Source organism: Methylomonas stagni (assembly GCF_050154735.1).
GTDB lineage: Bacteria > Pseudomonadota > Gammaproteobacteria > Methylococcales > Methylomonadaceae > Methylomonas > Methylomonas koyamae_A.
In genome coordinates, this window is record NZ_CP189557.1 from 3,846,468 (window position 1) to 3,868,210 (window position 21,743).

Below are 21,743 nucleotides of genomic sequence, written 5' to 3' on the forward strand. Positions count from 1 at the left end.
CCTGCCGCCGCTGTTTTTTTGATCGGTTTGTGGGGTGTCGGTCCGCATCGGCGCTACGCGGCGATGAAATACACCTTGTATATGTTGTTCGGCGGCGTGCCGCTGCTGTTTGGGTTCATATTGCTGGCGACCGCCGGCGAGCCAGGCGCGTTGCCGGTGTTCGGCTTGCCGGAATTGCTCCGCTCGCCGCTACCGGCTTCGGCGCAGACAGCGGTGTTCGGCTTGCTGTTGCTGGGTTTCGCGGTCAAGGCGCCGCTGCTGCCGTTTCATACCTGGTTGCCGACCGTGGCGATGGAGGCGCTGCCGCAAATCGCCGCTTTGCTGCTGGGTTTGAAGCTGGGAGTTTACGGCATCGTGCGTTTCGCGATTCCGTTGGCGCCGGCCGCCGCGTCCGAATACCGCTGGCCGTTGGCGATAGGCGGCGCGGTGACGTTGATCTACGGTGCGCTGGTCGCGCTACGGCAGACCAATCTGCGCCGCTTGTTAGCCTATGCCGGGGTCAGCCATGTCGGCATGGTGATCCTCGGTATTGCCAGTTTTAACCTGCTGGGTTTGCAAGGCGCGCTGATGCAGTTGTTGAATTTCGCCAGCGTCGCCGCCAGTTTGATGCTGATCGCCGGCATGTTGCAACAACGCCTGGGTAGTAACGACGCGTTGCAATTGGGCGGCCTCGCCAAGCCGTTGCCGCGTTTGACCGCGCTGTTCTTTCTGTTCGCGCTGTCGTCTATCGGCGTGCCGGGCGGCAACGGCTTTCCGGCCGAATTGTTGATGATTTTCGGGATTCTGCAAGCCTATCCGGTGTTGGCCTTGGTGGCTTTACTGGGGGCTGTGCTCGGCGCGGCCTATACCCTGGACTTCATCCGTAAGGGCTTTTTCGGGCCGCTAAAAGCGCCGGAATTGGCCGGATTGCGAGATTTACGTGGCAGGGAGTTGGCGGCGTTGATCGTCCCGGCCTTGTTGGTGCTGGCGCTCGGTTTGTCGCCGCAATGGCTGTTGTCCCGCCAGGAGGCCACGCTGACGGCATGGCTGTCGCGGGTGAATCCGCCGGCACTAAGGCTCGCGCCCGTCACAGGTTTTCAGGCGCCGGCGGCGGACCGGTCGATTTAAGCCGATTTCGCGTTTGAACAAAAAACGGGTTACGGGTTGATTAAGCGAAGAGCTTGGAATATAGTTTTGATTCGATATTAAATGCCGAGGGTTTTCCGCCGTGTCGGGTGACCGACTGAACAAAACCGGCGGTCGAACATCTATCTCCCACCCTACACTGATAAGGAAGAGTTTTATGCATACACCCGCGAAGTTACTGTTGGAAAACAAGGCCTGGTCGCAGGAGGTTTCTTCGAAGAACCCGGAGTTTTTCAAGAATCTGGCCAAGGAGCAAAAACCCGAATTTTTGTGGATAGGCTGCGCCGACAGCCGGGTACCGGCCGATACCATCGTCAACGCCCAGCCGGGCGAAATCTTCGTCCATCGCAATATCGCCAACCAGGTCATCACCACCGACTTCAATTGCCTGAGCGTGTTGCAATACGCGGTGGACGTGCTGAAGGTCAAGCACATCATCGTCTGCGGCCATTACGGTTGCGGCGGTGTCAAGGCGGCCTTGCAACCGCAAAGCGCCGGATTGGTCATCGCCAACAAATGGCTGATGCACATCAAGGACGTCTACCGGCTGCACCAGGAGGAACTGGATTTCACCGCGCCGGACAAAAAACTGGATCGCTTGATCGAATTGAACATCGTCGAGCAGGTTTACCGGCTCGCCCATACCTCGATCATTCAGTCCGCCTGGAAACACGGCCACAAGCCGTCGCTGCACGGCTGGGTTTACGGTTTGCACGACGGTTTGATCAGCGAATTGATCAAGCTCGACCACAACACCCAAATCAATCCGATTTACCGTTACGCCGATTGAGTCACCACCGCCCATAACGAGAGAGACGCGCATGAAATCGCAAATGGATTACTATCTTAAAAATCTCGGCCAGGACGTACCGGCCAGTATCGTGGTGTTTCTGGTGGCCCTGCCGCTATGTCTGGGGATCGCGCTGGCGTCCGGCGCGCCGCTGTTTTCCGGCGTGATTGCCGGCGTCATCGGCGGGTTGGTCGTCGCCTGGGCCAGCGGGTCGCAACTCAGCGTCTCCGGCCCGGCCGCCGGCCTGACCGTGATCGTGTTCAACGCGATCGAAGCGCTGGGGAGCTTCAACGGCTTCTTGTTCAGCCTGGTGCTGGCGGGAGGCTTGCAGATGCTGCTGGGTTTTCTGCAAGCCGGTTTGATCGGCGCGTTTTTCCCGGCGGCCGTGATTAAAGGCATGCTGGCGGCGATCGGCCTGATCCTGATTATCAAGCAAACGCCGCACGCCACCGGCTACGACGCCAGTTTCGACGGCGACGAGAGTTACATGCAGGAAACCGCCGAATCCAGTTTCGTCGAACTGTTGGAAGCCTTGGAAGGCATTTCGTTGGGTGCCACGCTGGTCAGCGGGGTGGCCTTGATCATCCTGGTGATTTGGGATGCGCCGGCAATCAGGCGGATAAACTGGCTGCGCTTGGTGCCTGGGCCGTTGTTGGCCGTGGTCTGGGGCGTGTTGTTCAATCTGTGGGCGGTCGAGAATGCGCCGGCTTGGGCGATCAGCGAGCGCCACTTGGTCGCGTTGCCGGATCTCGGTAGTTTGTCTAATTTCATCGGCCAATTACGTTTTCCGGATTGGAGTTCCGTCAGCAACCCCAAGGTTTACAGCGTGGCGGTCACATTGGCGATCATCGCCAGCCTGGAAACCTTGCTGAGCCTCGAGGCGGTCGACAAGCTGGACCCGCATAAACGCGTTGCGCCGACCAACCGGGAGTTGAAGGCACAAGGCTTAGGCAACTTGCTGAGCGGGCTGGTCGGCGGCTTGCCGCTTACCGCGGTCATCGTGCGCAGTTCCGCCAACATCAACGCCGGCGGCCAAACCCGGATATCCTGCTTTTTGCACGGCGTGTTGTTGTTGGTCAGCGTGTTGTTTTTCGCCGAGTATTTGAACAAAATTCCGCTGGCTTGCTTGGCGGCGATCTTACTGCAAACCGGCTTTAAGTTGGCGAAGCCGCATTTGTTCATCGAATTCTATCGGAAGGGCTGGAATCAGTTTTTACCCTTCGTCATCACTGTCGCGGCGATCTTGTTGACCGATTTGCTGCAAGGCATCGCGATCGGCATGGCGGCCGGTATCTTCTTCGTGTTGCGCGCCAATTTCCACGAAGCGATTACGTTGACACAACACGGCCAGAACTATTTGTTGCGGATGCACAAGGACGTCTCGTTTTTGAATAAAGCGCTGTTGCGTCGGCACTTAAGCAGCATACCGGACGACAGCGATTTACTGATCGACGGTACCAAGGCCTTGTTCATCGATCAAGATATTCAAGAGGCGATTGCCGATTTCCTACAGGCCGCGCCGGATCGCAACGTCATGGTAGAGTTGCAGGGGTTTAACGTGGACAACGTCGCACCCGGCTCAGGGCATTGAAGGGGCGGGCGGCAAGCCGATGTCTTCGTACCAGATCGTCGGCGACTGCTCGATAAAGCGGCGCATCAGTGCAATGCATTCAGGGTCGTTTAGTTCGACGAGTTTGACGCCGGCCTCGCGCAGCCAATCTGGGTGACCGGCGAAGTTGGCCGATTCGCCGATCACGACGGTGCCGATGTTGAATTGGCGGATTAGGCCCGAACAATACCAACACGGCGCCAGGGTCGTAACCAGGATTTTGTCGCGGTAATCGGTCTGGCGGCCGGCCTTGCGAAAGGCGTCGGTTTCGCCGTGTAGCGACGGATCGCCGTCCTGCACTCGCCGATTGCGGCCGCTGCCGAGTAGGCGGCCGTCGGCGGCAAACAACGCGGCGCCGACCGGCACGCCGCCTTCCTCGAATCCGATTCTGGCTTCATTCATAGCAACGGCCAGTAACTTTGCGTAATTCATCGGCGGCTCCACGGCGAGTTGGGGTGACGGAGTCGGCAAGTCTAGTCGAATAAGACCCGTTGCGCTCGCGGCTCAGTTGCGGGCAAACGCCACTTTGTGCCCCGCGACCAGCGAGCTGGCTTGTAGGCCGGCCGACAGCGCCGGAATCGACACCGGCCGCTCGGAGGTTGCGATAAACACCAAATGCCATTCGGCGTGCTCGCCGTCGTGGACGATAGCAGTGGCACCGTCGGCGATTCGGTAACCCAGACCGGCGGCAAGCTCCCGAACCTGTTGCTCGCTGGGAATCTGGCCGGGACGGAATGTCAGTTGCACCGACGCGGAATGCCGGGAGGGCAGGATATTTTCGATATGCCCGCCCCAGATCATCGTCACCGAGGCGATCAGCGTCAGAACGATGGCGGCAAAATAAAAGCCGGACCCGCACAGGATGCCGATGGCCGACGAGGCCCAAATCGATGCCGCCGTGGTCAGGCCGCTGATGTTCAAGCCTTCCTTCATAATCACGCCGGCGCCCAGAAAGCCGATGCCGGTGACGATGCCTTGTATCACCCGAGTCGGATCGGCGGCCGGCGTCAACGGTTGCAAGCCGCCGAACCAGTAATGCGGGTAGCCGACGATGATGGTCAGGGCCGCCGACGCCATGCACACCAGGCCGTAGGTGCGCATGCCGGCGGCGCGGCCGTGAAACGAGCGCTCGTAACCGACCACCATGCCCAGCAATAGCGCGCCGACGATGTTCATCAAAATCACGACGTTGACTTCGATTTGTGGCGTGGACCAATACGAAAGCAGAATATCGGGCGAGATCGGGTTCATTGGATGTCAGGAGTAGCGGAAGACTGAGTTTTAAAACTAACCGTTGGCCGAGCGGAGCCGAAGCGAGATAGTCGTCGTTTCGCCACACTTACACTAGATAGGCCAAAACCAAGCCGGCAAATACCGCCAGCCCAAACCAATTATTGTTCAAAAACGCCTTGAAGCAGTCCGGCTTGTGAAAATAAAAAATCAACTTTTGCTGATAGATCGCCAGGCCGGTCGCCACCGCCAGGCCACCGTAATACGGCCAGGCCAGGTTTTGCTCGCTGCCGATCCAGATTAACAGGCTCAGGATGACGATTTGTAGCGCGGCGGTGATTTCCCGGACTCGCTTGCCGAACAGAATCGCGGTGGATTTAACGCCGATTTTCAAATCGTCGTCGATATCGACCATCGCGTACATGGTGTCGTAGACCAGCGCCCACAGTAGGACCGCCAAATACAGTACCCAGCCGTGCAGTGGAATGTCGTTGGTCTGCGCCGCGAACGCCATCGGCACCGCGAAACCGAACGCCGCGCCCAGATAAGCCTGAGGCAAATGCGTGTAGCGTTTCATGAACGGATAGCTGGCCGCCAAAAACGCGCCGATGAACGACAAGCCGATGGTGTACCAGTTCATCAGCAACACCAAGCCGAAAGCGGTCAGGCACAATACCGCGAACACAATCAGTGCTTCCTTAGGACTAACCTTGCCGGCGGCAATCGGCCGCAGCTTGGTCCGGTCGACATGCGGATCGAAATCTTTGTCGGCGTAATCGTTGATCACGCAGCCAGCGGCGCGCATCAATACCACGCCCAGCGTAAACACGATCAACACCAACAAATCCGGCTTACCGTTCCCGGCAATCCACAAGGCCCACAGCGTCGGCCAGAGCAGAATGAAAATACCGATCGGTTTGTCGAAGCGGGCCAGGAGCCAGTATTGGTGGAAGCGGTCGGTTAAGTTGCTCATCTGAGGACAGCTGATGTTTGGGTGAGTTGGTTGTTTTATTTCTCGTATGCGAACTCGCACCATATTGACGAGAATATGTCTTTTGCTCTTCGCATTAGCCTTGCGTTTTGTCTTTAATCGTTTGAATAATAGCCGTCGTCGAATGCCCTTCGATAAACGACAGAATCTTCACTTCGCCGCCGTGGGCTAGTACGCTTTCGTGGCCGGCGATGCTGGTGATGTCGGTGTAGTCGCCGCCTTTGACCAGGATGTCGGGCAGTAATTGATCGATGACTTGTTTAGGGGTGTCGTCCTCGAACGGCACGACCCAATCGACGCAGTCCAGCGCGGCCAGCATTTCCATCCGGTGTTCCAGGCCGTTGACCGGACGCTCGGGACCTTTCAGGCGTTGCACCGAGGCGTCGCTGTTGACCAATACCACCAAACGGTCGCCGAGGGTTTTGGCTTGTTGCAGGTAGCGGACGTGGCCGGGATGCAGGATGTCGAAGCAGCCGTTGGTGGCGACGATTTTTTCACCGTTTTGTTGCGCTGCCGACCGTTCCTCCAACAGCTCCGGTAAGCTCAATACGCCTTTGCGATGGGCGCGCGGGCCTTGCAGTGCGTCGGCCAATTCCGAGGTATTGACGGTGGCGGTGCCCAGTTTGCCGACCACGATGCCGGCGCCGATATTGGCCAGTTGCGTGGCCTCGGCCAACGGTTTTTTGGCGGCCAAGCTCGCGGCCAATACCGAAATGACGGTATCGCCGGCGCCGGTGACGTCGAACACCTCGCGGGCGTGGGTAGGCAGGTGCAGCGGCGCTTCGCTTTTACTTAACAGACTCATGCCGTGCTCGCCGCGGGTAACCAGCAGCGCGTCCAGATTGAGTTCGGTCATCAAATTAGTGCCGCGTTCGACGATTTGGGCTTCGTCGGCGCAGCGGCCGACCACGGCTTCAAATTCGCCGAGGTTGGGGGTAATCAACGTCGCATCCCGGTAGATCGAGAAGTCGTTGCCCTTCGGATCGACCAAGACCGGCTTTTTCAGTTGTCTGGCCAGTGCGATGAATTGTTGAACTTGGTTTAGCGTACCCTTGCCGTAATCGGACAGCACCGCGACCTGCGATTGCATCAATTCGGCGTGATAAAGATGGAGTAATGGGTCGCTGTCGACGGCATGAAAGCCGTCTTCGAAGTCCAGCCTGATCAATTGCTGATGACGGCTCATCACCCGCAGCTTGGTAATAGTCGGGTAGCCGGGCACGGTTTGAAACAGGCATAGCACGTGGGCGGCTTGCAGCAAATGCTTGAGCGCGCCGGCGGCTTCGTCCTCGCCGGTAAACCCCAGCAACGAGACTTTGGTACCCAGCGCGGCGACGTTTAACGCGACGTTGCCGGCGCCGCCGGCCCGCTGTTCGTCGAGATTGACGTGGACCACTGGCACCGGTGCTTCCGGAGAGATACGCGAAGTGGCGCCATGCCAGTAACGGTCCAGCATCAGATCGCCCGCCACCAGGACGCGGGCGGCGGAATAATTGGGTAATTGCATGGTGATCCGGGGCTTAACGGGAAAACGAAGGGTGCTATTATAGCCGCAACCCGATCTCGGAAAGGTGCCAAGCATGAGCGTCAAGATTTACCATAACCCGCGTTGCGGCAAGTCCCGCGATACCTTGAAATTGTTGGAATCCAAGGGTATCAACCCGGAGATTGTCGAATATTTGAAAACCCCGCCGACGGTTGCCGAGTTGCGCGATATTCTCGGCAAACTGGGCATCAAGCCGCGCGATTTGATGCGGACCAAGGAGCCGGAATATAAAGATAATGGTTTGGGCGACCCGTCGTTGAGCGACGAAGCCTTGATCGAGGCCATGGTTCGCATCCCGAAATTGATTGAACGGCCTATCGTTCTGAAAGACGGCAAGGCGGCCATCGGTCGGCCGCCGGAAGCCGTACTGGCGATATTGTAACGGCGGCGCGATGGCGAATATTCTGGTTTTGTATTACAGCCGCGATGGCGGTACCGCGGCGATGGCCCGGCAGATTGCCCGCGGCATCGAGTCGGTGGCCGGCGCGGAAGCCGTGTTACGGACAGTGCCGGAAGTTTCGGCGGTGTGCGAGAAAGTGGCCGACAGTATTCCCGATAGCGGCGCACCCTACGCGACCCAGCAAGACTTGGAGAGCTGCGATGGCTTGGCGCTGGGCAGTCCGACCCATTTCGGCAATATGGCGGCGGCGCTCAAGTATTTTTGGGACGGTACCACGGCGCTTTGGTTTACCGGTGCGTTGTCGGGGAAACCGGCCGGGGTGTTTACATCGGCAGGCAGCATGCACGGCGGTCAGGAAAGTACATTACTGTCGATGATGTTGCCGTTGATGCACCACGGCATGCTGGTCATGAGCATGCCTTGCAACGAAATCGCCCTGCGCGAAACCGTCAGCGGCGGCACGCCTTACGGGCCGAGCCGCTGCGCCGAGAGCGACAACGGTTTGACCGAGCACGAAAAGCGTTTGTGCTGGGTGTTGGGCGAGCGCTTGGCAAAGACGGCGGTGGCGGTTAAAAGCCTAAACGGTTAAAGGTTGCCGCTCGCGGATTTCCGGTCGTCAGGTATACTGCCCGGCAATTTTGCGTTAACCGACTATGAAAGCCTATCTGGAACTGCTCGCCGATATCATGGATAACGGCCTCGACAAAAGTGACCGCACCGGCACCGGCACCCGCTCGGTATTCGGTCGGCAGATCCGCTACGATCTCAGCGACGGATTTCCGTTGCTGACCACCAAGAAACTGCATTTCAAATCGATCGCTTACGAATTGCTGTGGTTTTTGCGCGGGGATACCAATATCCACTACTTGCGCGAGCACGGCGTAACGATTTGGGACGAATGGGCGACCGCCGAGGGCGAGCTTGGGCCGGTTTATGGCGCGCAATGGCGGCGTTGGCCGGGGCCGGACGGCCGCGAATTCGATCAAATTCAAGTATTGGTCGACGGTTTGCGGCAAAAGCCGGATTCGCGCCGTCATATAATCAGCGGTTGGAACGTGGCCTATTTGCCCGACGAGTCGGTCGGTCCGCGTGAAAATGCCGCCGCCGGCCGGATGGCCTTACCGCCCTGCCATGTGCTGTATCAGTTTTATGTCGCTAACGGCCGATTGTCGTGCATGATGACGCAACGTAGCGCCGATTGCTTTTTGGGAGTGCCGTACAATCAAGCCAGCGTGGCGTTATTGACCGGGATGCTGGCCCAGCAGTGCGATTTGCAGCTTGGCGAATTGATTATGTCCTTCGGCGACGTGCATATTTATCGCAATCATTTCGAACAGGTCGCGTTGCAACTTAGCCGCGAGCCGCTGCCGCCACCCCTGCTCAAGTTTAAACGCCGGCCGGCGTCAATTTTCGATTACGCGTTCGAGGACTTCGAGCTGGTCGATTACCGGGCGCACCCGCATATCGCGGGAACCGTTTCGGTTTAGTCGAGTAGCCCCGGCCGCATTAGGCCGGGGCCGTTTGGCGAGGTTTTAAGCAGCGGACATTTCCGCTCTGGTTTTGCTGGGTTGACGCTTATTTGTTGCCGGCCTTGATGTGTTCGACCGCTTCCTCGGCGGCTTTGGTTGCCATATCGGTGTGGCCTAGTTTGCCGTGTTCGATGGCGCTTTCCAGCGACTTGACGCCGGCGCTTAAGTGGGTTTTGGCCTCACCCTTGGCGACTTCTTCGCCTTTTTTGGCGTGAGGTAGCGCGGCTTCGGCATGTTCGACCAAGACGGACGCGTGGCCGGCCTTACCGTGGACCACTGCTTGGTTGGCGTGTTCTAAAGCTGTCGCGGCATGCTCTTCGGCGAAGGCGCCGGTCGCGGCGAACAATAGGGTGCCGATGGCTAACGTGATTATTTTATTCATAAATCCCCCGAAAGTAGTTCCAATGCATCCGAACTGGATGCCTAGCAGTGACTCTCTAGGTTACCGAATGGTTCATATTTAAACCGATCTTCAACTGTCATGAATACTTCCAAGTGTCTGGCGATCTTTCAGCGATTGGCCGAAGCCATCCCCGAGCCCACTACCGAGTTAAACTACACGACGCCGTTCGAATTGTTGGTGGCGGTGGTGCTATCGGCTCAGGCGACCGACAAAGGCGTCAACAAGGCTACCGCGAAATTATTTCCGGTCGCGAATACGCCGCAAGCGATTCTGGCGTTAGGCGAAGTGGGGCTGAAGGAACACATCAAGACCATAGGCTTATTCAACAGCAAGGCGGCAAATGTCATAAAACTTTGTCAGACTTTGATCGAAAAGCACGGCGGCGAGGTGCCTCGCGACCGGGCGGCGCTGGAAGCCTTGGCCGGCGTTGGCCGCAAAACCGCGAACGTGATTTTGAACACGGCCTTCGGTGAACCGACGATCGCGGTGGATACCCATATCTTCCGGGTTGCTAATCGGACCGGCTTGGCGGCGGGCAGAAATGTATTGACGGTGGAGAAGCAATTGGACAAGACCGTACCCAAGCTTTTCAAGAAAGATGCCCACCATTTACTGATCTTGCATGGCCGTTATATTTGCGTGGCCAGAAAACCGCGTTGCGAGGCTTGTTGCATCGCCGACCTGTGCGAATTTAAAGACAAGAATTTAACCTGAGTATGCAATAATCAGAATGAACGAATACGGTTGTACATCGGTCGTAGCAACGGTTTCGGGTTGCCGACCAAAATTATTATAAAAATTCAACGAGAGGATAACAGCATGAAAAAATTCAACAAATCTCCGCTGGTCGCCGCGATGGGTACCGCCGTTTTGTCCAGTTTGGCCGTCAATGTCCAAGCCGATGCCAATCCCTTTTCGCTGACGGAAATGGACGGCGGTTACATGCAGTTGGCCGAAACTCATCCTAGCCATTCCAACGGCAGAATCAGCGAAGGTGCCTGCGGTTCGAATGCGATGGATAGCAACGGCCAAAAAGTCGTAAAAGGCGCCAAAAAAGCCGAACCTAAAAAAACCGAGGGTTCCTGCGGCGAAGGCATGTGCGGCGGGATGATGCAGGGCGGCAAAATGAAACCCGGCATGGAACATTCCTGCGGCGCCATGATGAAAGGCAAGGATGGGGCGTGCGGCATGATGATGGGCGGCATGAATCATGACAATGATAAGGATAAAAAGTCGTCCGAAGGCAGTTGCGGAGCGATGATGCAAGGTGGTAAAGGTGGAGACGGTTCCTGTGGAGCGATGATGAAGGGTGGCGAAGGTAGTTGCGGCGGCAAAGTGGACGCCGATAAAGCGGCCGGCCATTAATTCTTGGTATGACCGTATAGACCCTCATTATGGATTTTCAGGATTTACAGCAGCTCGTTATCGACTACGGTTATCTCGCGCTATTCATCGGTACCTATTTGGAAGGGGAAACCATTCTCGTGATAGCCGGCTTTCTGGCCCACGGTGGTTATTTGGAGTTGCAATGGGTGATGCTGACGGCTTTTCTCGGCACGTTTGCCGGGGACCAGACTTTTTTCTATCTGGGGCGCTGGAAAGGTATCGCCTTTCTGGAGAAGCGGCCGCTCTGGCACAGCAAGACCGACAAAGTGTTTGAGTTGCTGCACAAGCATCAGATACCGGTCATATTGGGTTTCCGGTTTTTATACGGCGTGCGTAACGTCACGCCGTTTGTGATCGGGGCCAGCAAGATCCATCCGTTGAAGTTCTTCGCGCTGAATTTTCTTGGCGCGGCGATTTGGGCGATAGCGGTTGGATATTTAGGTTACACCTTTGGTCAGTTTGCCGAATCCATCATGGGCCAAGTCAAAAAATACGAAATGTATATTCTGGGCGTGCTCGTGGCGATTGGATTGGTGTTGTTTTGGCGATCCACGCACAAGCCGGAGGAATAAGGTATGGACAGCGTTCGCAATCTCGTGCATGGCGCCGGCCTGGGATTGCGGCGCGGCTTTATTGGTGAAATCCTGAATGCACAGCCGACCAATGTCGGTTTTTATGAGGTCGCGCCGGAAAACTGGATGCCGATCGGCGGCAAATATGGCAAGCAATTTCGAGCGCTGACCGAGCGCTACCCTTTTGTTTGTCACGGTTTATCGCTGTCGATCGGTAGTAGCGATCCCTTGGACGAGCAATTTGTTCGCGATTTGAAAGGGTTTTTGCGTCTGCACGGCATCAAATTTTACAGCGAGCATCTGAGTTATTGTAGCGATGGCGGGCACTTATACGATTTGATGCCGATACCGTTCACCGAAGCTGCGGTCAGGCATGTCGCGGGGCGGATTCGCCGGGTTCAGGATATTCTGGAGCAGCGCATCGCCATCGAAAATATTTCCTACTACGCCGCGCCGGGCCAGGAAATGGCCGAGATCGACTTCTTTAACGCCGTGGTCGCCGAGGCCGATTGCGACGTGTTGATCGACATCAACAATATCTACGTCAACAGCGTTAACCACGGCTACGATCCCGAGGCATTCTTGCGGGCGATGCCGGCGGAACGGATTGCGTATGCTCACATCGCCGGGCACTACGTCGAAGCCGAGGATTTTCTAGTCGATACGCACGGCGCCCCAGTGGTAGACCCGGTTTGGGGATTGCTGAATAAGGCCTATGACTGGTTCGGCGTATTTCCGACCCTGCTAGAACGCGATTTCAATCTGCCGCCGTTGACCGAATTGTTGCGGGAAGTGGATACGATCAGCCAAATCCAACAGCATTGGTTGATGGATAGCCGTAAGCAGGTTGCCTGATGGTGGTCGACTTTTCGACCACACAACGCGAGTTTGCCGGCTATATTCGCGCGCCACTAGCCAACCGGCCGCCGGCTGACGTCGATTCGGGCAGGATGGCGATGTACCGCGAATTGTTCTTCAACAATATTGACAGCTTCTTAGCAAGCAACTTCCCGGTTTTGAAAACCGTGCTGGCCGACCAGCAATGGCGGGAGATGGCCGAGGATTTTTATGCCCGTCACCCGTGCCGAACGCCATACTTTTCGCAAATCGCCGAAGAGTTTCTCGATTATCTGCAAAACCAACGGGATAACCCAGCGGATTACCCTTTCCTACTGGAGTTAGCTCATTACGAATGGGTGGAAATGGCGTTGTCGATCGCCCAAGAGCAAGCCACGATTGGGGACGCCGACTTTATAACCGATTCGCTGAATCGCGTCGTCCGGCTGTCGCCGCTGGCTTGGCCCTTGCTTTACCAATTTCCAGTACAAGCTATTTCTCCGGCGTTTCTACCGGAAATGCCGGGCGATCAGCCGACATGTTTGATTGTTTACCGCGATCTCGATGACGACGTGCATTTTCTGAAAACCACGCCGTTAACAATTCGAGCCTTGCAAATCTTGGACGAATGCGGCGCAATGCCGGGGCGAGCCTGCCTGGATAAACTCGGTGAAGAGTTCCCGCAGCTCGATCGCACCTCGGTTTTGGAGTTTGGCGCGAGGATGTTGACCGAACTCGCCGAGAAAGGCATCGTTATTCCAGGCGACGGCTGAAGCGGTGAACCCAAACCAAGCCGTCCTCGTTCCATTGCATGCCGGCATGCATGCTTAAAATCACTGTCTTGTAGCTTGCTAAATCCGGATAGCCTTCGGCGTCAGCGTCGGCATCGGTCATATCTCCGAGGCGTTGGCGATCCACGCCGATAATCTCGAACTCGATCCCTTCCAAAAAATCTCTCTCCGGGATAGGCATATAGGCCGTCTCGGCGTTGCTGGGTTTTATGTCCGGCCAGTGCGGAGGCAATCAATTTTGGGTGACGGATCAGTTTATCGATCGAACAGGTTTTTTCTGGCAAAGCATTCATAACGTAAGGTTTGTTGGGTTAAGGTGTAAGGATTCTAGTTAATCTGGTTATTGTTTCACAGCTATAAAAAATAGCGGGGTCTTGTCGCGCAATATTTCAAATATCCCCATTTCGCCACAAAATTACTGTTGGCAATGCGATAGCCATGACAAATTATTCTTTCCGTCATGGTTGTCAAGGTAATTGCTGTCTATACTTTTTTCAGGGTTGTCGCCGCAACCGTAGGTGAGATGCGGTATCAACGGGTCCGTCGAAATAGTGGAGGTCCGGCAAGTGCCTATCTATCTGATTGCAGTCTTAGTGGCGGTGGTACTTATTGGTGGTGTAATGATTGGCGTTAGGATTGGCTATCGGCGTTTATTGCGGGAACAGCGCAACCTGCCCCCCGCTCCGGTATTGCCATTGACCGAGGTTGAGAAGTACGCCAACGGGATCGAACGTTTTGCTACCGAAGTTACGCCAATTTGGTCGGCGCATATCGAATCTTCGCGCCAACAAATGGAGCAGGCCGTTTCAGAGTTGACGATGCGCTTCGGCGGCATCATTCGAAACCTGGATGTCGCACTCAGCGCGTCATCGGCGACCTTGCAGAGTGGCGACCAAGATATATTCGGTTCCAGTAACGCGCGTTTGCAGCAAGTCGTTCAAGCGCTTGATGCCGCGCTACAAGAAAATGTCGTGGTATTGGAAAGAATTCGCTCCCTCAGCGGTTTCGTCGGTGAATTGAAGAATATGGCCAAGGAAGTGGCCAGAATTGCGGAACAGACCAACTTAATTGCATTGAACGCGGCAATAGAAGCCGCGCGAGCCGGAGAAGCGGGGCGCGGGTTTGCGGTGGTGGCTGACGAAGTCCGCAAATTGTCCAATCAGTCCGGCGAGACCGGTAAATTAATCGGCGCCAAGGTCGATCAGGTCAGTACCGCGATTCACGGGACCTTGAGCGCGGTCGAAAAAAGTACCGAAAAAGAAGCGGCTGTTGTCGCGGCCTCCAGCGAAAACATCAGGACCGTATTAGCTGGTTTGCAGCAAGCGTTTGAAAATTTGCAGAATAACGCGGTCAATCTGAATCAGTCCGCGCAGATGATCAAGCAGGAAATCAATGGCTCGATTGTGCAGTTTCAGTTTCAAGACAGAATTGGCCAGGTGTTAGTCCATGTGCGCGATAGCATCAACGATTTTCCGCGTCAGGTTCAATTGAGTCATGCCGGCGGCACCTTGTCGTTGAAGCCGCTGGTGGCCGACGAAATCTTGCATGCGCTGACGAGCAGCTACACTATGGAGTCGGAGCACGTGCATCACGGCGCCGGCTCCCCGGTTAACGAACACCACGCTTCCGAAATCACTTTCTTCTAAGGTAACGACATATGGCAAAAACTATTTTAATCGTTGATGACTCGGCTTCCGTTCGACAAGTAGTCGCAATCGCTTTGAAAGGCGCTGGATATGACGTCATTGAGGCCGTGGACGGCAAGGATGGCTTGAGCAAGTTGAACGGCCAAAAGATTCACTTGATCATTTCCGACGTCAACATGCCGAATATGGACGGCATTACGTTCGTAAAGGAACTCAAGCAATTAGCGGCTTACAAGTTTACACCGGTGATCATGCTGACCACCGAGTCGCAAGAATCCAAGAAGCAGGAAGGCCAGGCCGCCGGTGCGAAAGCTTGGGTTGTCAAACCGTTTCAACCGGCGCAAATGTTGGCGGCCGTTTCCAAATTGATATTGCCCTGATCCGAATGCCGGCTTTGAGCTCGGCGACCGATCGGTTAGAACGGAGGTAACTCGCAATGCAAACGCTCACTATAGACGATGAATTGACCATCTTTACGGCCGCCGAGCAAAAGCGGAATTTGCTCAATTTTCTAAGTACCGGCGATGACTTGGAAATTAACCTTTCGCAAGTCGCGGAAATGGATACGGCGGGCCTGCAATTATTGATCTTGTCGAAGCGCGAGGCTGGTCTGGCCGGCAAACAGTTAAGGTTCGTCATGCACAGCAAAGCGGTGCTGGATATTTTGGAATTGGCGAATCTGACGACCGCATTCGGCGACCAGGTCGTCCTGGCACAAAACTAAGAGGTGGGACAGATGAGTATCGACGACGAAATGAAGCAAGCCTTGGTGACGTTCACCATCGAAAGTTTGGAATTGTTGCAGGACATGGAGGATTGCCTGCTGACGATCGAGAACGGTGAAGATCAGTCCGAACGCATCAACGCGATATTTCGGGCCGCGCACACGATAAAAGGCTCGTCCGGCTTGTTTGGTTTGGACCACATTGTACGTTTCACTCACGTGGTCGAGAGTGTGTTGGATGCCTTGCGGGACGGCGTTTTGGAGGTTACACCGGAGTTGGTCGCCATCTTGTTGCCGTGTTGCGATCAGATTGCGCTGTTGATTCGAGCAGTTGCCGATGGCAATACCGACGAAGACCCCGATTTGACGGTAGCTGGCGACGAATTACTGGCCAAACTGCGCCCGTTTCTGGAGCAGCCGGATTTCGCCAAAGAGGTGGTCGCCGCCGGCCCTGATCGTGTGGAGACCATCGGAGGCGGAGGCGTTATGGAAAGCGGCAACTGGCATATTTCCTTGCGCTTCGGTTCGGATAGCCTGCGGAACGGAATGGATCCGTTGTCTTTCATTCGCTATTTGTCCACCTTGGGAACCCTGGTTAATCTAACCACGATCAGCGAAGCGATTCCTCCGGCGGAGCAGATGGACCCCGAGACCAATTATTTGGGGTTCGAAATCGACATTAAGAGCGAAGCCGGCAAGGAGGCGTTGGAGAATGTATTCGAGTTCGTGCGCGAGGATAGCTTGATTCACATTTTGCCACTGGAAAGCGCGATAGGTGAATACGTCGAGTTGATCCGCGCATTGCCGGAAGACGATACCTATTTGGGCGAACTTCTGGTCAAGAGTGGCGTATTAACGCGCCGGGAGCTTGAGGAAGGTTTAAGTCAACAGCAGGCTACTACGGAACCGACCAAATCCGCTCAGCCTATCGGTGAAATTTTAGTCGAGCAACAATCCGTCCAGCAGCCCTTGGTGAATGCCGCGCTGGAAAAACAAAAGCAGATTAAAGACAACAAGGCCAGAGAAAACCAGAGTATTCGTGTCGATGCGGAGCGCTTGGACAAGCTGATCGATTTAATCGGTGAGTTGGTGATATCCAGCGCGGGTGTGAACCTGCGCGCGTCGCAGACCGCACAGACCGCATTGCTGGAAGCGACCGGGGAAATGATGCGTTTGGTCGAAGAAGTCAGGGACAGTGCCTTGCAACTGAGAATGGTGCCGATAGGCACCACTTTCAGTCGTTTTCAGCGCGTGGTTCGCGATGTCAGCAAGGAGCTGGGAAAGGACATTGCGCTGGCGATTTCCGGTGGCGAGACCGAAGTGGACAAATCGGTGGTCGAAAAAATCGGCGATCCGTTAATGCATTTGGTCCGCAATGCGATGGATCACGGTATCGAATCAGCCGAAGTCCGTCGGGAGAATGGCAAGTCGGCCCAAGGCACCCTGCGGCTCAATGCCTATCACGAGTCGGGCGTGATTGTCATAGAAGTGCAGGACGACGGTGGTGGTTTGAATCGGGAGCGGATTCTGGCCAAGGCCATCGAAAAAGGTTTAATTCAGCCGGATGCCAAACTGACTGATCAGGAGGTTTATGCATTGATTTTCGAACCGGGATTTTCCACGGCTCAGCAAATCTCCAATCTATCCGGACGTGGAGTCGGAATGGATGTGGTCAAGCGGAATGTTACCGATTTACGCGGATCGATAGAGGTTGATAGCGCGCAGAACGTCGGCACCACCGTGCGCATCCGTTTGCCGCTGACGTTGGCGATTATCGACGGGTTCTTGGTTGGCGTCGGCAAGGCATCCTTTGTGATTCCGCTTGACCGGGTCGTAGAGTGCGTCGAACTCAGCCATGACGATGACGAGCACGACTATATGGATTTGCGAGGTGAAGTCCTGCCTTTCATCCGTTTGAAGAAATTATTCGGCGTTCCTGGCGAATCGGCGCGGCGTGCCAACGTGGTGGTGGTCGAGGTGGCCGGTGCGAAGACTGGGCTGGTTGTGGATCGATTATTGGGCGAATTTCAAACAGTTATTAAACCACTGGGTAAATTGTTCGGCCACGTTCAAGGTTTGGGCGGTTCCACAATACTAGGTAGCGGCGAGGTGGCATTGATACTGGATATCCCGGTATTGGTGGGTGCCTTCGAGCAGTATATGGTGCGCGGGTTTGCGGCGTAACAGTTAATGCAGGGATGAATGTTGGTTGGGTCGGTTTTAAGGATGCTTGCGTCAAAGCATGGCTTGTTCTATTACCCAAGTTTGCGAATATTTATCCTGCGGACAGCAAAAACGAAAGTTTCCGTGGGCATGGGGTTGAAAAGATGACGATTAAACAACGAATGCTGCTTCTGGTTTTAGCGGCGGTTTTGGGTTTGGGGGGCTAGCTGGATTTAATTATGTTCAGATCGGCCGTGTCTATACCGCAGCCAATTTCAACACGGAGAATACTTTGCCGAGCGTGCTTATTCTGAACGAGATTAGTTTTGAACTGGCAAAAATGCGCACTAACGTTTGGCAACACTTGCTGCAAAGCGAACCGGCGGCAATGGATGAACTGGAGCGAGGTTTTGCCGAGAGCGACAACAAAATCGATAAATTAATAAAAGATTACGAACCGCTGTTGGCCGACGACGAAGATAAAAAACTTCTTGATGCAGATAAAGCCGGGTTGGCCGAATACGGAGTATTTTGGAACAGGGTGCGCGAGTTATCGCGTGCCGGCCAAAAATCTGAGGCTAAGAATCTGATTCTTGACAATCAAGCCTTAATGAACCGGACCGTAAATAATTTTAGGCGCCACGGCGAATACAACGCCGATTTGGGTAAAAATTCCTCCGCATCCGCGGAAGCGATACGTGGAAGTGCAGCGCTCCTCTCCAGCCTGATCGCTTTGTTGGGGATAACGATCATCGGTGCGATCGGAGGGCTGATTACCCGTAATCTGATGCGTCAAATGGGCGGAGAACCGGATTTTGTCGCGGCATTAGCTGCGAAAGTGGCCGTCGGCGACTTTTCGTCTCGAATCGAGTTGCAAGACGGCGATCACGTCAGTGTGATGGCCGCTATGAAGCGAATGAGCGACAACGTCAAAGCGCTGCTGGCCGAAATGGAGCGAATGAGCAGCGAGCATGAAAAAGGCGATATCGACGTGGTGGTCGATATCGCGAAATTCCAGGGTGATTACAAAGCGATGGCTCAAGGCGTCAACGATATGGTTAACGGCCATATCGCGGTCAAAAAGAAAGCGATGGCAGTCTTTACAAAGTTCGGGCAGGGAGATTTCGACGCCAGTATGGAGAAATTGCCTGGTAAAAAAGCGTTTATCAATGACACGATCGAATTGGTGCGTGGTAACTTGAAAGCGGTCATTCAAGATGCGGACCATTTGGTAAGTGCGGCTGTGGAAGGGCGATTGGCAACTCGCGCAGATGCCAGCAAGCATCAGGGCGATTTCCGGAGATTGGTGGAAGGGGTCAATGCGACATTGGATGCGGTGATCGGGCCGTTGAACGTGGCGGCGGATTATGTGGACAACATATCCCGAGGCAACATTCCGGCTAAGATTACCGACAGTTACAACGGCGACTTCAACACGATTAAAAACAACCTGAATAACTGTATCGACGCGATCGGCAATATGGTCGCCGAAGCGGCGAGCTTGGAAAAAGCCGCGATCGAAGGTCGGTTAGCGACGCGCGCGGATGCGAGCCAGTACCAAGGTGACTATCGGAAGATCGTACAGGGTGTAAACAATACGCTGGATGCGGTGATTGGGCCGTTGAACGTGGCGGCCGACTATGTAGACCGCATTGCAAAAGGCGCCATCCCGGCGAAAATCACCGACAGTTACAACGGCGACTTCAATGTGATCAAAAATAATTTGAACACGTGTATCGACGCGGTCAATGCGTTAGTGGCGGACGCGGTGATGTTGTCGCAAACGGCGGTGGAAGGCAAACTGTCGACTCGCGCTGATGCGACCCTGCACCAAGGCGATTACCGCAAGATCGTCGAAGGTGTCAACGAAACCCTGGATGCGGTGATTGGGCCGTTGAACGTGGCGGCGGATTATGTGGACAATATATCCCGAGGCAACATTCCGGCTAAGATTACCGACAGTTACAACGGCGACTTCAACACGATTAAAAACAACCTGAACAACTGTATCGACGCGATCGGCAATATGGTCGCTGAAGCGGCGAGCTTGGAAAAAGCCGCGATCGAAGGTCGGTTAGCGACGCGCGCGGATGCGAGCCAGTACCAAGGTGACTATCGGAAGATCGTACAGGGTGTAAACAATACGCTGGACGCGGTGATTGGGCCGTTGAACGTGGCGGCGGATTATGTAGACCGCATTGCAAAAGGCGCCATCCCGGCGAAAATCACCGACAGTTACAACGGCGACTTCAATGTGATCAAAAATAATTTGAACACGTGTATCGACGCGGTCAATGCGTTAGTGGCGGACGCGGTGATGTTGTCGCAAGCGGCGGTGGAAGGCAAACTGTCGACTCGCGCCGATGCGACCCTGCACCAAGGCGATTACCGCAAGATCGTCGAAGGTGTCAACGAAACTCTGGATGCGGTGATTGGGCCGTTGAACGTGGCGGCGGATTATGTGGATAACATATCCCGAGGCAACATTCCGGCTAAGATTACCGACAGTTACAACGGCGATTTCAATACGATTAAAAACAATCTGAACAACTGTATCGACGCAATCGGCAATATGGTCGCCGAAGCGGCGAGCTTGGAGAAAGCCGCGATCGAAGGTCGGTTAGCGACGCGCGCCGATGCGAGCCAGTACCAAGGTGATTATCGGAAGATCGTACAGGGTGTAAACAATACGCTGGACGCGGTGATTGGGCCGTTGAACGTGGCGGCCGACTATGTAGACCGCATTGCAAAAGGCGCCATCCCGGCGAAAATCACCGACAGTTACAACGGCGACTTCAATACGATTAAAAACAACCTGAATACCTGCATTGAAGCGGTTAACGCTTTGGTGTCCGATGCCAACATGTTGGCGAAGGCGGCCATGGAGGGGCAGTTGTCGACTCGGGCGGATGCGGGCAAACATCAGGGAGACTTCCGCAAAATCGTTGAAGGCGTAAACGAGACATTGGATCGCGTAATTTTGCCGGTCAATGAAGCGGTCGAGGTGCTGTCACTGGTTGAACAAGGCGATCTGACCCGTACCGTCAACGGCGACTACAAGGGGCAATTGGCCGACTTCAAGGATACTGTGAATAACACGATTGCCAAGTTGTCGCAAACAATCAGCGAAGTTGTCGATGCGACGAACCAGCTAAGCAATGCTTCCGAGCAAATTAGCTCGACATCGCAAGCGCTATCGCAATCCGCTAGCGAGCAGGCGGCTAGCGTCGAGGAAACCAGTGCCAGCATCGAGGAAATGGCGGCCAGTATCAATCAGAATGCTGAAAACGCCAAAGTCACCGACGGTATGGCCGGTAAGGCTTCGAAAGAAGCCATGGAGGGCGGTGAGGCGGTCAAGCATACTGTCGAAGCGATGAAAGAGATCGCCAATAAAATCGGCATCATTGACGATATTGCCTATCAGACTAATATGTTAGCGTTGAATGCCGCGATCGAAGCGGCCAGGGCCGGCGATCACGGCAAAGGCTTTGCGGTGGTGGCGGCCGAAGTGCGGAAGTTGGCGGAACGTAGCCAAGTCGCGGCACAGGAAATTGGCGAATTGGCTGAGAACAGCGTGAAAACCGCGGAAAGCGCCGGCAAGTTGTTGGACGAAATCGTGCCCAGCATCGCTAAGACTTCGGACCTGGTCCAAGAGATCGCGGCTGCCTCGCACGAGCAGTCCGCGGGTGTCGGCCAAATCAACAACGCCGTGAACCAAATGAACCAGATTACCCAACAGAACGCGGCGGCTAGCGAACAATTGGCGGCCACTTCCGAGGAAATGACTGGGCAGGCGGAGCAACTGCAGAGTTTGATGAGTTTCTTCAAAATTGGTCACCGAGAACAGGGTGGCAGTAGGCGCACCGTGATCAAGACGCCGCGTAAGACTACGCCTACTCACAGCATGGTAACTTCGGAGCCCGTGGGAAATTACGAGCCTGAATTCGATTTGAACCAATTCGAGCGCTTCTAGGAGGGCATATGGGCACATTGGCAACAAG

23 protein-coding genes are annotated in these 21,743 nt (G+C 55.1%); 17 read left to right on the plus strand and 6 right to left on the minus strand.

Translation table 11 applies throughout. From position 1 onward, the window contains the following. Positions 1 to 18 precede the first annotated feature (18 nt). The 3 genes from ACP4CD_RS17685 to ACP4CD_RS17695 all read left to right on the plus strand — a co-directional run bounded on the left by ACP4CD_RS17685 (position 19) and on the right by ACP4CD_RS17695 (position 3,506). Positions 19 to 1,107, plus strand: a complete 1,089-nt coding sequence (locus tag ACP4CD_RS17685; protein WP_426991868.1) for a complex I subunit 4 family protein — start codon at positions 19 to 21, stop codon at positions 1,105 to 1,107. Positions 1,108 to 1,282: 175 nt separating this feature from the next. Beyond that, positions 1,283 to 1,915 carry a carbonate dehydratase gene (can, locus tag ACP4CD_RS17690; protein ID WP_064024003.1) on the plus strand — a complete coding sequence of 211 codons (633 nt, stop codon included), beginning with the start codon at positions 1,283 to 1,285 and terminating at the stop codon, positions 1,913 to 1,915. A 31-nt stretch (positions 1,916 to 1,946) separates the two neighbouring features. After that, positions 1,947 to 3,506 carry a SulP family inorganic anion transporter gene (locus tag ACP4CD_RS17695; protein ID WP_426991869.1) on the plus strand — a complete coding sequence of 520 codons (1,560 nt, stop codon included), beginning with the start codon at positions 1,947 to 1,949 and terminating at the stop codon, positions 3,504 to 3,506. Here ACP4CD_RS17695 and ACP4CD_RS17700 read toward each other — a convergent pair. The 4 genes from ACP4CD_RS17700 to hldE form a co-directional block, all read right to left on the minus strand. Further along, positions 3,495 to 3,956 (minus strand): nucleoside deaminase, encoded by a 462-nt coding sequence (locus ACP4CD_RS17700; protein ID WP_426991870.1) that lies wholly within the window; start codon positions 3,954 to 3,956, stop codon positions 3,495 to 3,497. The two genes, ACP4CD_RS17695 and ACP4CD_RS17700, sit on opposite strands and share 12 nt — an antisense overlap. Positions 3,957 to 4,028: 72 nt before the next feature. Further along, positions 4,029 to 4,775 (minus strand): MgtC/SapB family protein, encoded by a 747-nt coding sequence (locus ACP4CD_RS17705; RefSeq protein ID WP_064023997.1) that lies wholly within the window; start codon positions 4,773 to 4,775, stop codon positions 4,029 to 4,031. A gap of 88 nt (positions 4,776 to 4,863) precedes the next feature. Beyond that, positions 4,864 to 5,727 (minus strand): 4-hydroxybenzoate octaprenyltransferase, encoded by an 864-nt coding sequence (gene ubiA, locus ACP4CD_RS17710; RefSeq protein ID WP_426991872.1) that lies wholly within the window; start codon positions 5,725 to 5,727, stop codon positions 4,864 to 4,866. Positions 5,728 to 5,821: 94 nt separating this feature from the next. Continuing rightward, positions 5,822 to 7,252, minus strand: coding sequence for a bifunctional D-glycero-beta-D-manno-heptose-7-phosphate kinase/D-glycero-beta-D-manno-heptose 1-phosphate adenylyltransferase HldE (gene hldE, locus ACP4CD_RS17715; protein WP_426991873.1), 1,431 nt, complete (start codon positions 7,250 to 7,252; stop codon positions 5,822 to 5,824). 73 nt (positions 7,253 to 7,325) lie between these two features. Between hldE and arsC the strand changes: the two genes are divergently transcribed. The 3 genes from arsC to ACP4CD_RS17730 all read left to right on the plus strand — a co-directional run bounded on the left by arsC (position 7,326) and on the right by ACP4CD_RS17730 (position 9,178). After that, the gene (gene arsC / locus ACP4CD_RS17720; RefSeq protein ID WP_426991875.1) at positions 7,326 to 7,673 is read left to right on the plus strand and encodes an arsenate reductase (glutaredoxin); all 348 of its coding nucleotides are present in this window, start codon (positions 7,326 to 7,328) and stop codon (positions 7,671 to 7,673) included. Between the two features lie 10 nt (positions 7,674 to 7,683). Beyond that, a complete protein-coding gene (wrbA, locus tag ACP4CD_RS17725; RefSeq protein ID WP_426991877.1) occupies positions 7,684 to 8,280 on the plus strand; it encodes an NAD(P)H:quinone oxidoreductase in 597 nt (198 codons plus the stop codon). A 64-nt stretch (positions 8,281 to 8,344) separates the two neighbouring features. Beyond that, positions 8,345 to 9,178 carry a thymidylate synthase gene (locus tag ACP4CD_RS17730; protein ID WP_426991878.1) on the plus strand — a complete coding sequence of 278 codons (834 nt, stop codon included), beginning with the start codon at positions 8,345 to 8,347 and terminating at the stop codon, positions 9,176 to 9,178. Positions 9,179 to 9,266: 88 nt separating this feature from the next. On the opposite strand, the gene smbP is transcribed toward ACP4CD_RS17730, so the two are convergent. Beyond that, on the minus strand, positions 9,267 to 9,602 hold the full coding sequence (smbP, locus tag ACP4CD_RS17735; protein ID WP_426991880.1) for a small metal-binding protein SmbP: 336 nt from the start codon (positions 9,600 to 9,602) through the stop codon (positions 9,267 to 9,269). 99 nt (positions 9,603 to 9,701) lie between these two features. Between smbP and nth the strand changes: the two genes are divergently transcribed. From nth to ACP4CD_RS17760, 5 genes are all read left to right on the plus strand, one after another. After that, positions 9,702 to 10,337, plus strand: coding sequence for an endonuclease III (gene nth, locus ACP4CD_RS17740; protein WP_426991881.1), 636 nt, complete (start codon positions 9,702 to 9,704; stop codon positions 10,335 to 10,337). 105 nt (positions 10,338 to 10,442) lie between these two features. After that, on the plus strand, positions 10,443 to 10,988 hold the full coding sequence (locus tag ACP4CD_RS17745) for a hypothetical protein (RefSeq protein WP_168028499.1): 546 nt from the start codon (positions 10,443 to 10,445) through the stop codon (positions 10,986 to 10,988). A gap of 29 nt (positions 10,989 to 11,017) precedes the next feature. Then, positions 11,018 to 11,581 carry a DedA family protein gene (locus ACP4CD_RS17750; RefSeq protein ID WP_064023988.1) on the plus strand — a complete coding sequence of 188 codons (564 nt, stop codon included), beginning with the start codon at positions 11,018 to 11,020 and terminating at the stop codon, positions 11,579 to 11,581. 3 nt (positions 11,582 to 11,584) lie between these two features. Then, complete coding sequence (locus tag ACP4CD_RS17755) at positions 11,585 to 12,436, plus strand: DUF692 domain-containing protein (protein ID WP_426991882.1); 852 nt, start codon at positions 11,585 to 11,587, stop codon at positions 12,434 to 12,436. After that, positions 12,436 to 13,191 carry a DNA-binding domain-containing protein gene (locus ACP4CD_RS17760; RefSeq protein WP_426991883.1) on the plus strand — a complete coding sequence of 252 codons (756 nt, stop codon included), beginning with the start codon at positions 12,436 to 12,438 and terminating at the stop codon, positions 13,189 to 13,191. Before ACP4CD_RS17755 ends, ACP4CD_RS17760 begins: the two co-directional genes overlap by 1 nt. Here the strand turns inward: ACP4CD_RS17760 and ACP4CD_RS17765 are convergent. Then, complete coding sequence (locus ACP4CD_RS17765; protein ID WP_426991884.1) at positions 13,172 to 13,366, minus strand: hypothetical protein; 195 nt, start codon at positions 13,364 to 13,366, stop codon at positions 13,172 to 13,174. The two genes, ACP4CD_RS17760 and ACP4CD_RS17765, sit on opposite strands and share 20 nt — an antisense overlap. Positions 13,367 to 14,027: 661 nt before the next feature. On the opposite strand from ACP4CD_RS17765, the gene ACP4CD_RS17770 reads away from it, so the two are divergent. The 6 genes from ACP4CD_RS17770 to ACP4CD_RS17795 are packed head-to-tail and all read left to right on the plus strand — an operon-like array spanning position 14,028 to position 21,715. Further along, positions 14,028 to 14,855: a methyl-accepting chemotaxis protein gene (locus ACP4CD_RS17770; RefSeq protein ID WP_409521136.1), complete on the plus strand. Its 828-nt coding sequence runs from the start codon at positions 14,028 to 14,030 to the stop codon at positions 14,853 to 14,855. Between the two features lie 11 nt (positions 14,856 to 14,866). Then, entirely contained in the window at positions 14,867 to 15,235 is a 369-nt protein-coding gene (locus tag ACP4CD_RS17775) for a response regulator (RefSeq protein WP_064023983.1), read from the plus strand. 56 nt (positions 15,236 to 15,291) lie between these two features. Beyond that, positions 15,292 to 15,579, plus strand: a complete 288-nt coding sequence (locus ACP4CD_RS17780; protein WP_064023982.1) for an STAS domain-containing protein — start codon at positions 15,292 to 15,294, stop codon at positions 15,577 to 15,579. A gap of 12 nt (positions 15,580 to 15,591) precedes the next feature. Beyond that, on the plus strand, positions 15,592 to 17,763 hold the full coding sequence (locus ACP4CD_RS17785; protein ID WP_426991885.1) for a chemotaxis protein CheA: 2,172 nt from the start codon (positions 15,592 to 15,594) through the stop codon (positions 17,761 to 17,763). A gap of 14 nt (positions 17,764 to 17,777) precedes the next feature. Further along, entirely contained in the window at positions 17,778 to 17,969 is a 192-nt protein-coding gene (locus ACP4CD_RS17790; RefSeq protein WP_426991886.1) for a hypothetical protein, read from the plus strand. Between the two features lie 20 nt (positions 17,970 to 17,989). Continuing rightward, positions 17,990 to 21,715 (plus strand): methyl-accepting chemotaxis protein, encoded by a 3,726-nt coding sequence (locus ACP4CD_RS17795; RefSeq protein WP_426994706.1) that lies wholly within the window; start codon positions 17,990 to 17,992, stop codon positions 21,713 to 21,715. Positions 21,716 to 21,743 lie beyond the last annotated feature (28 nt).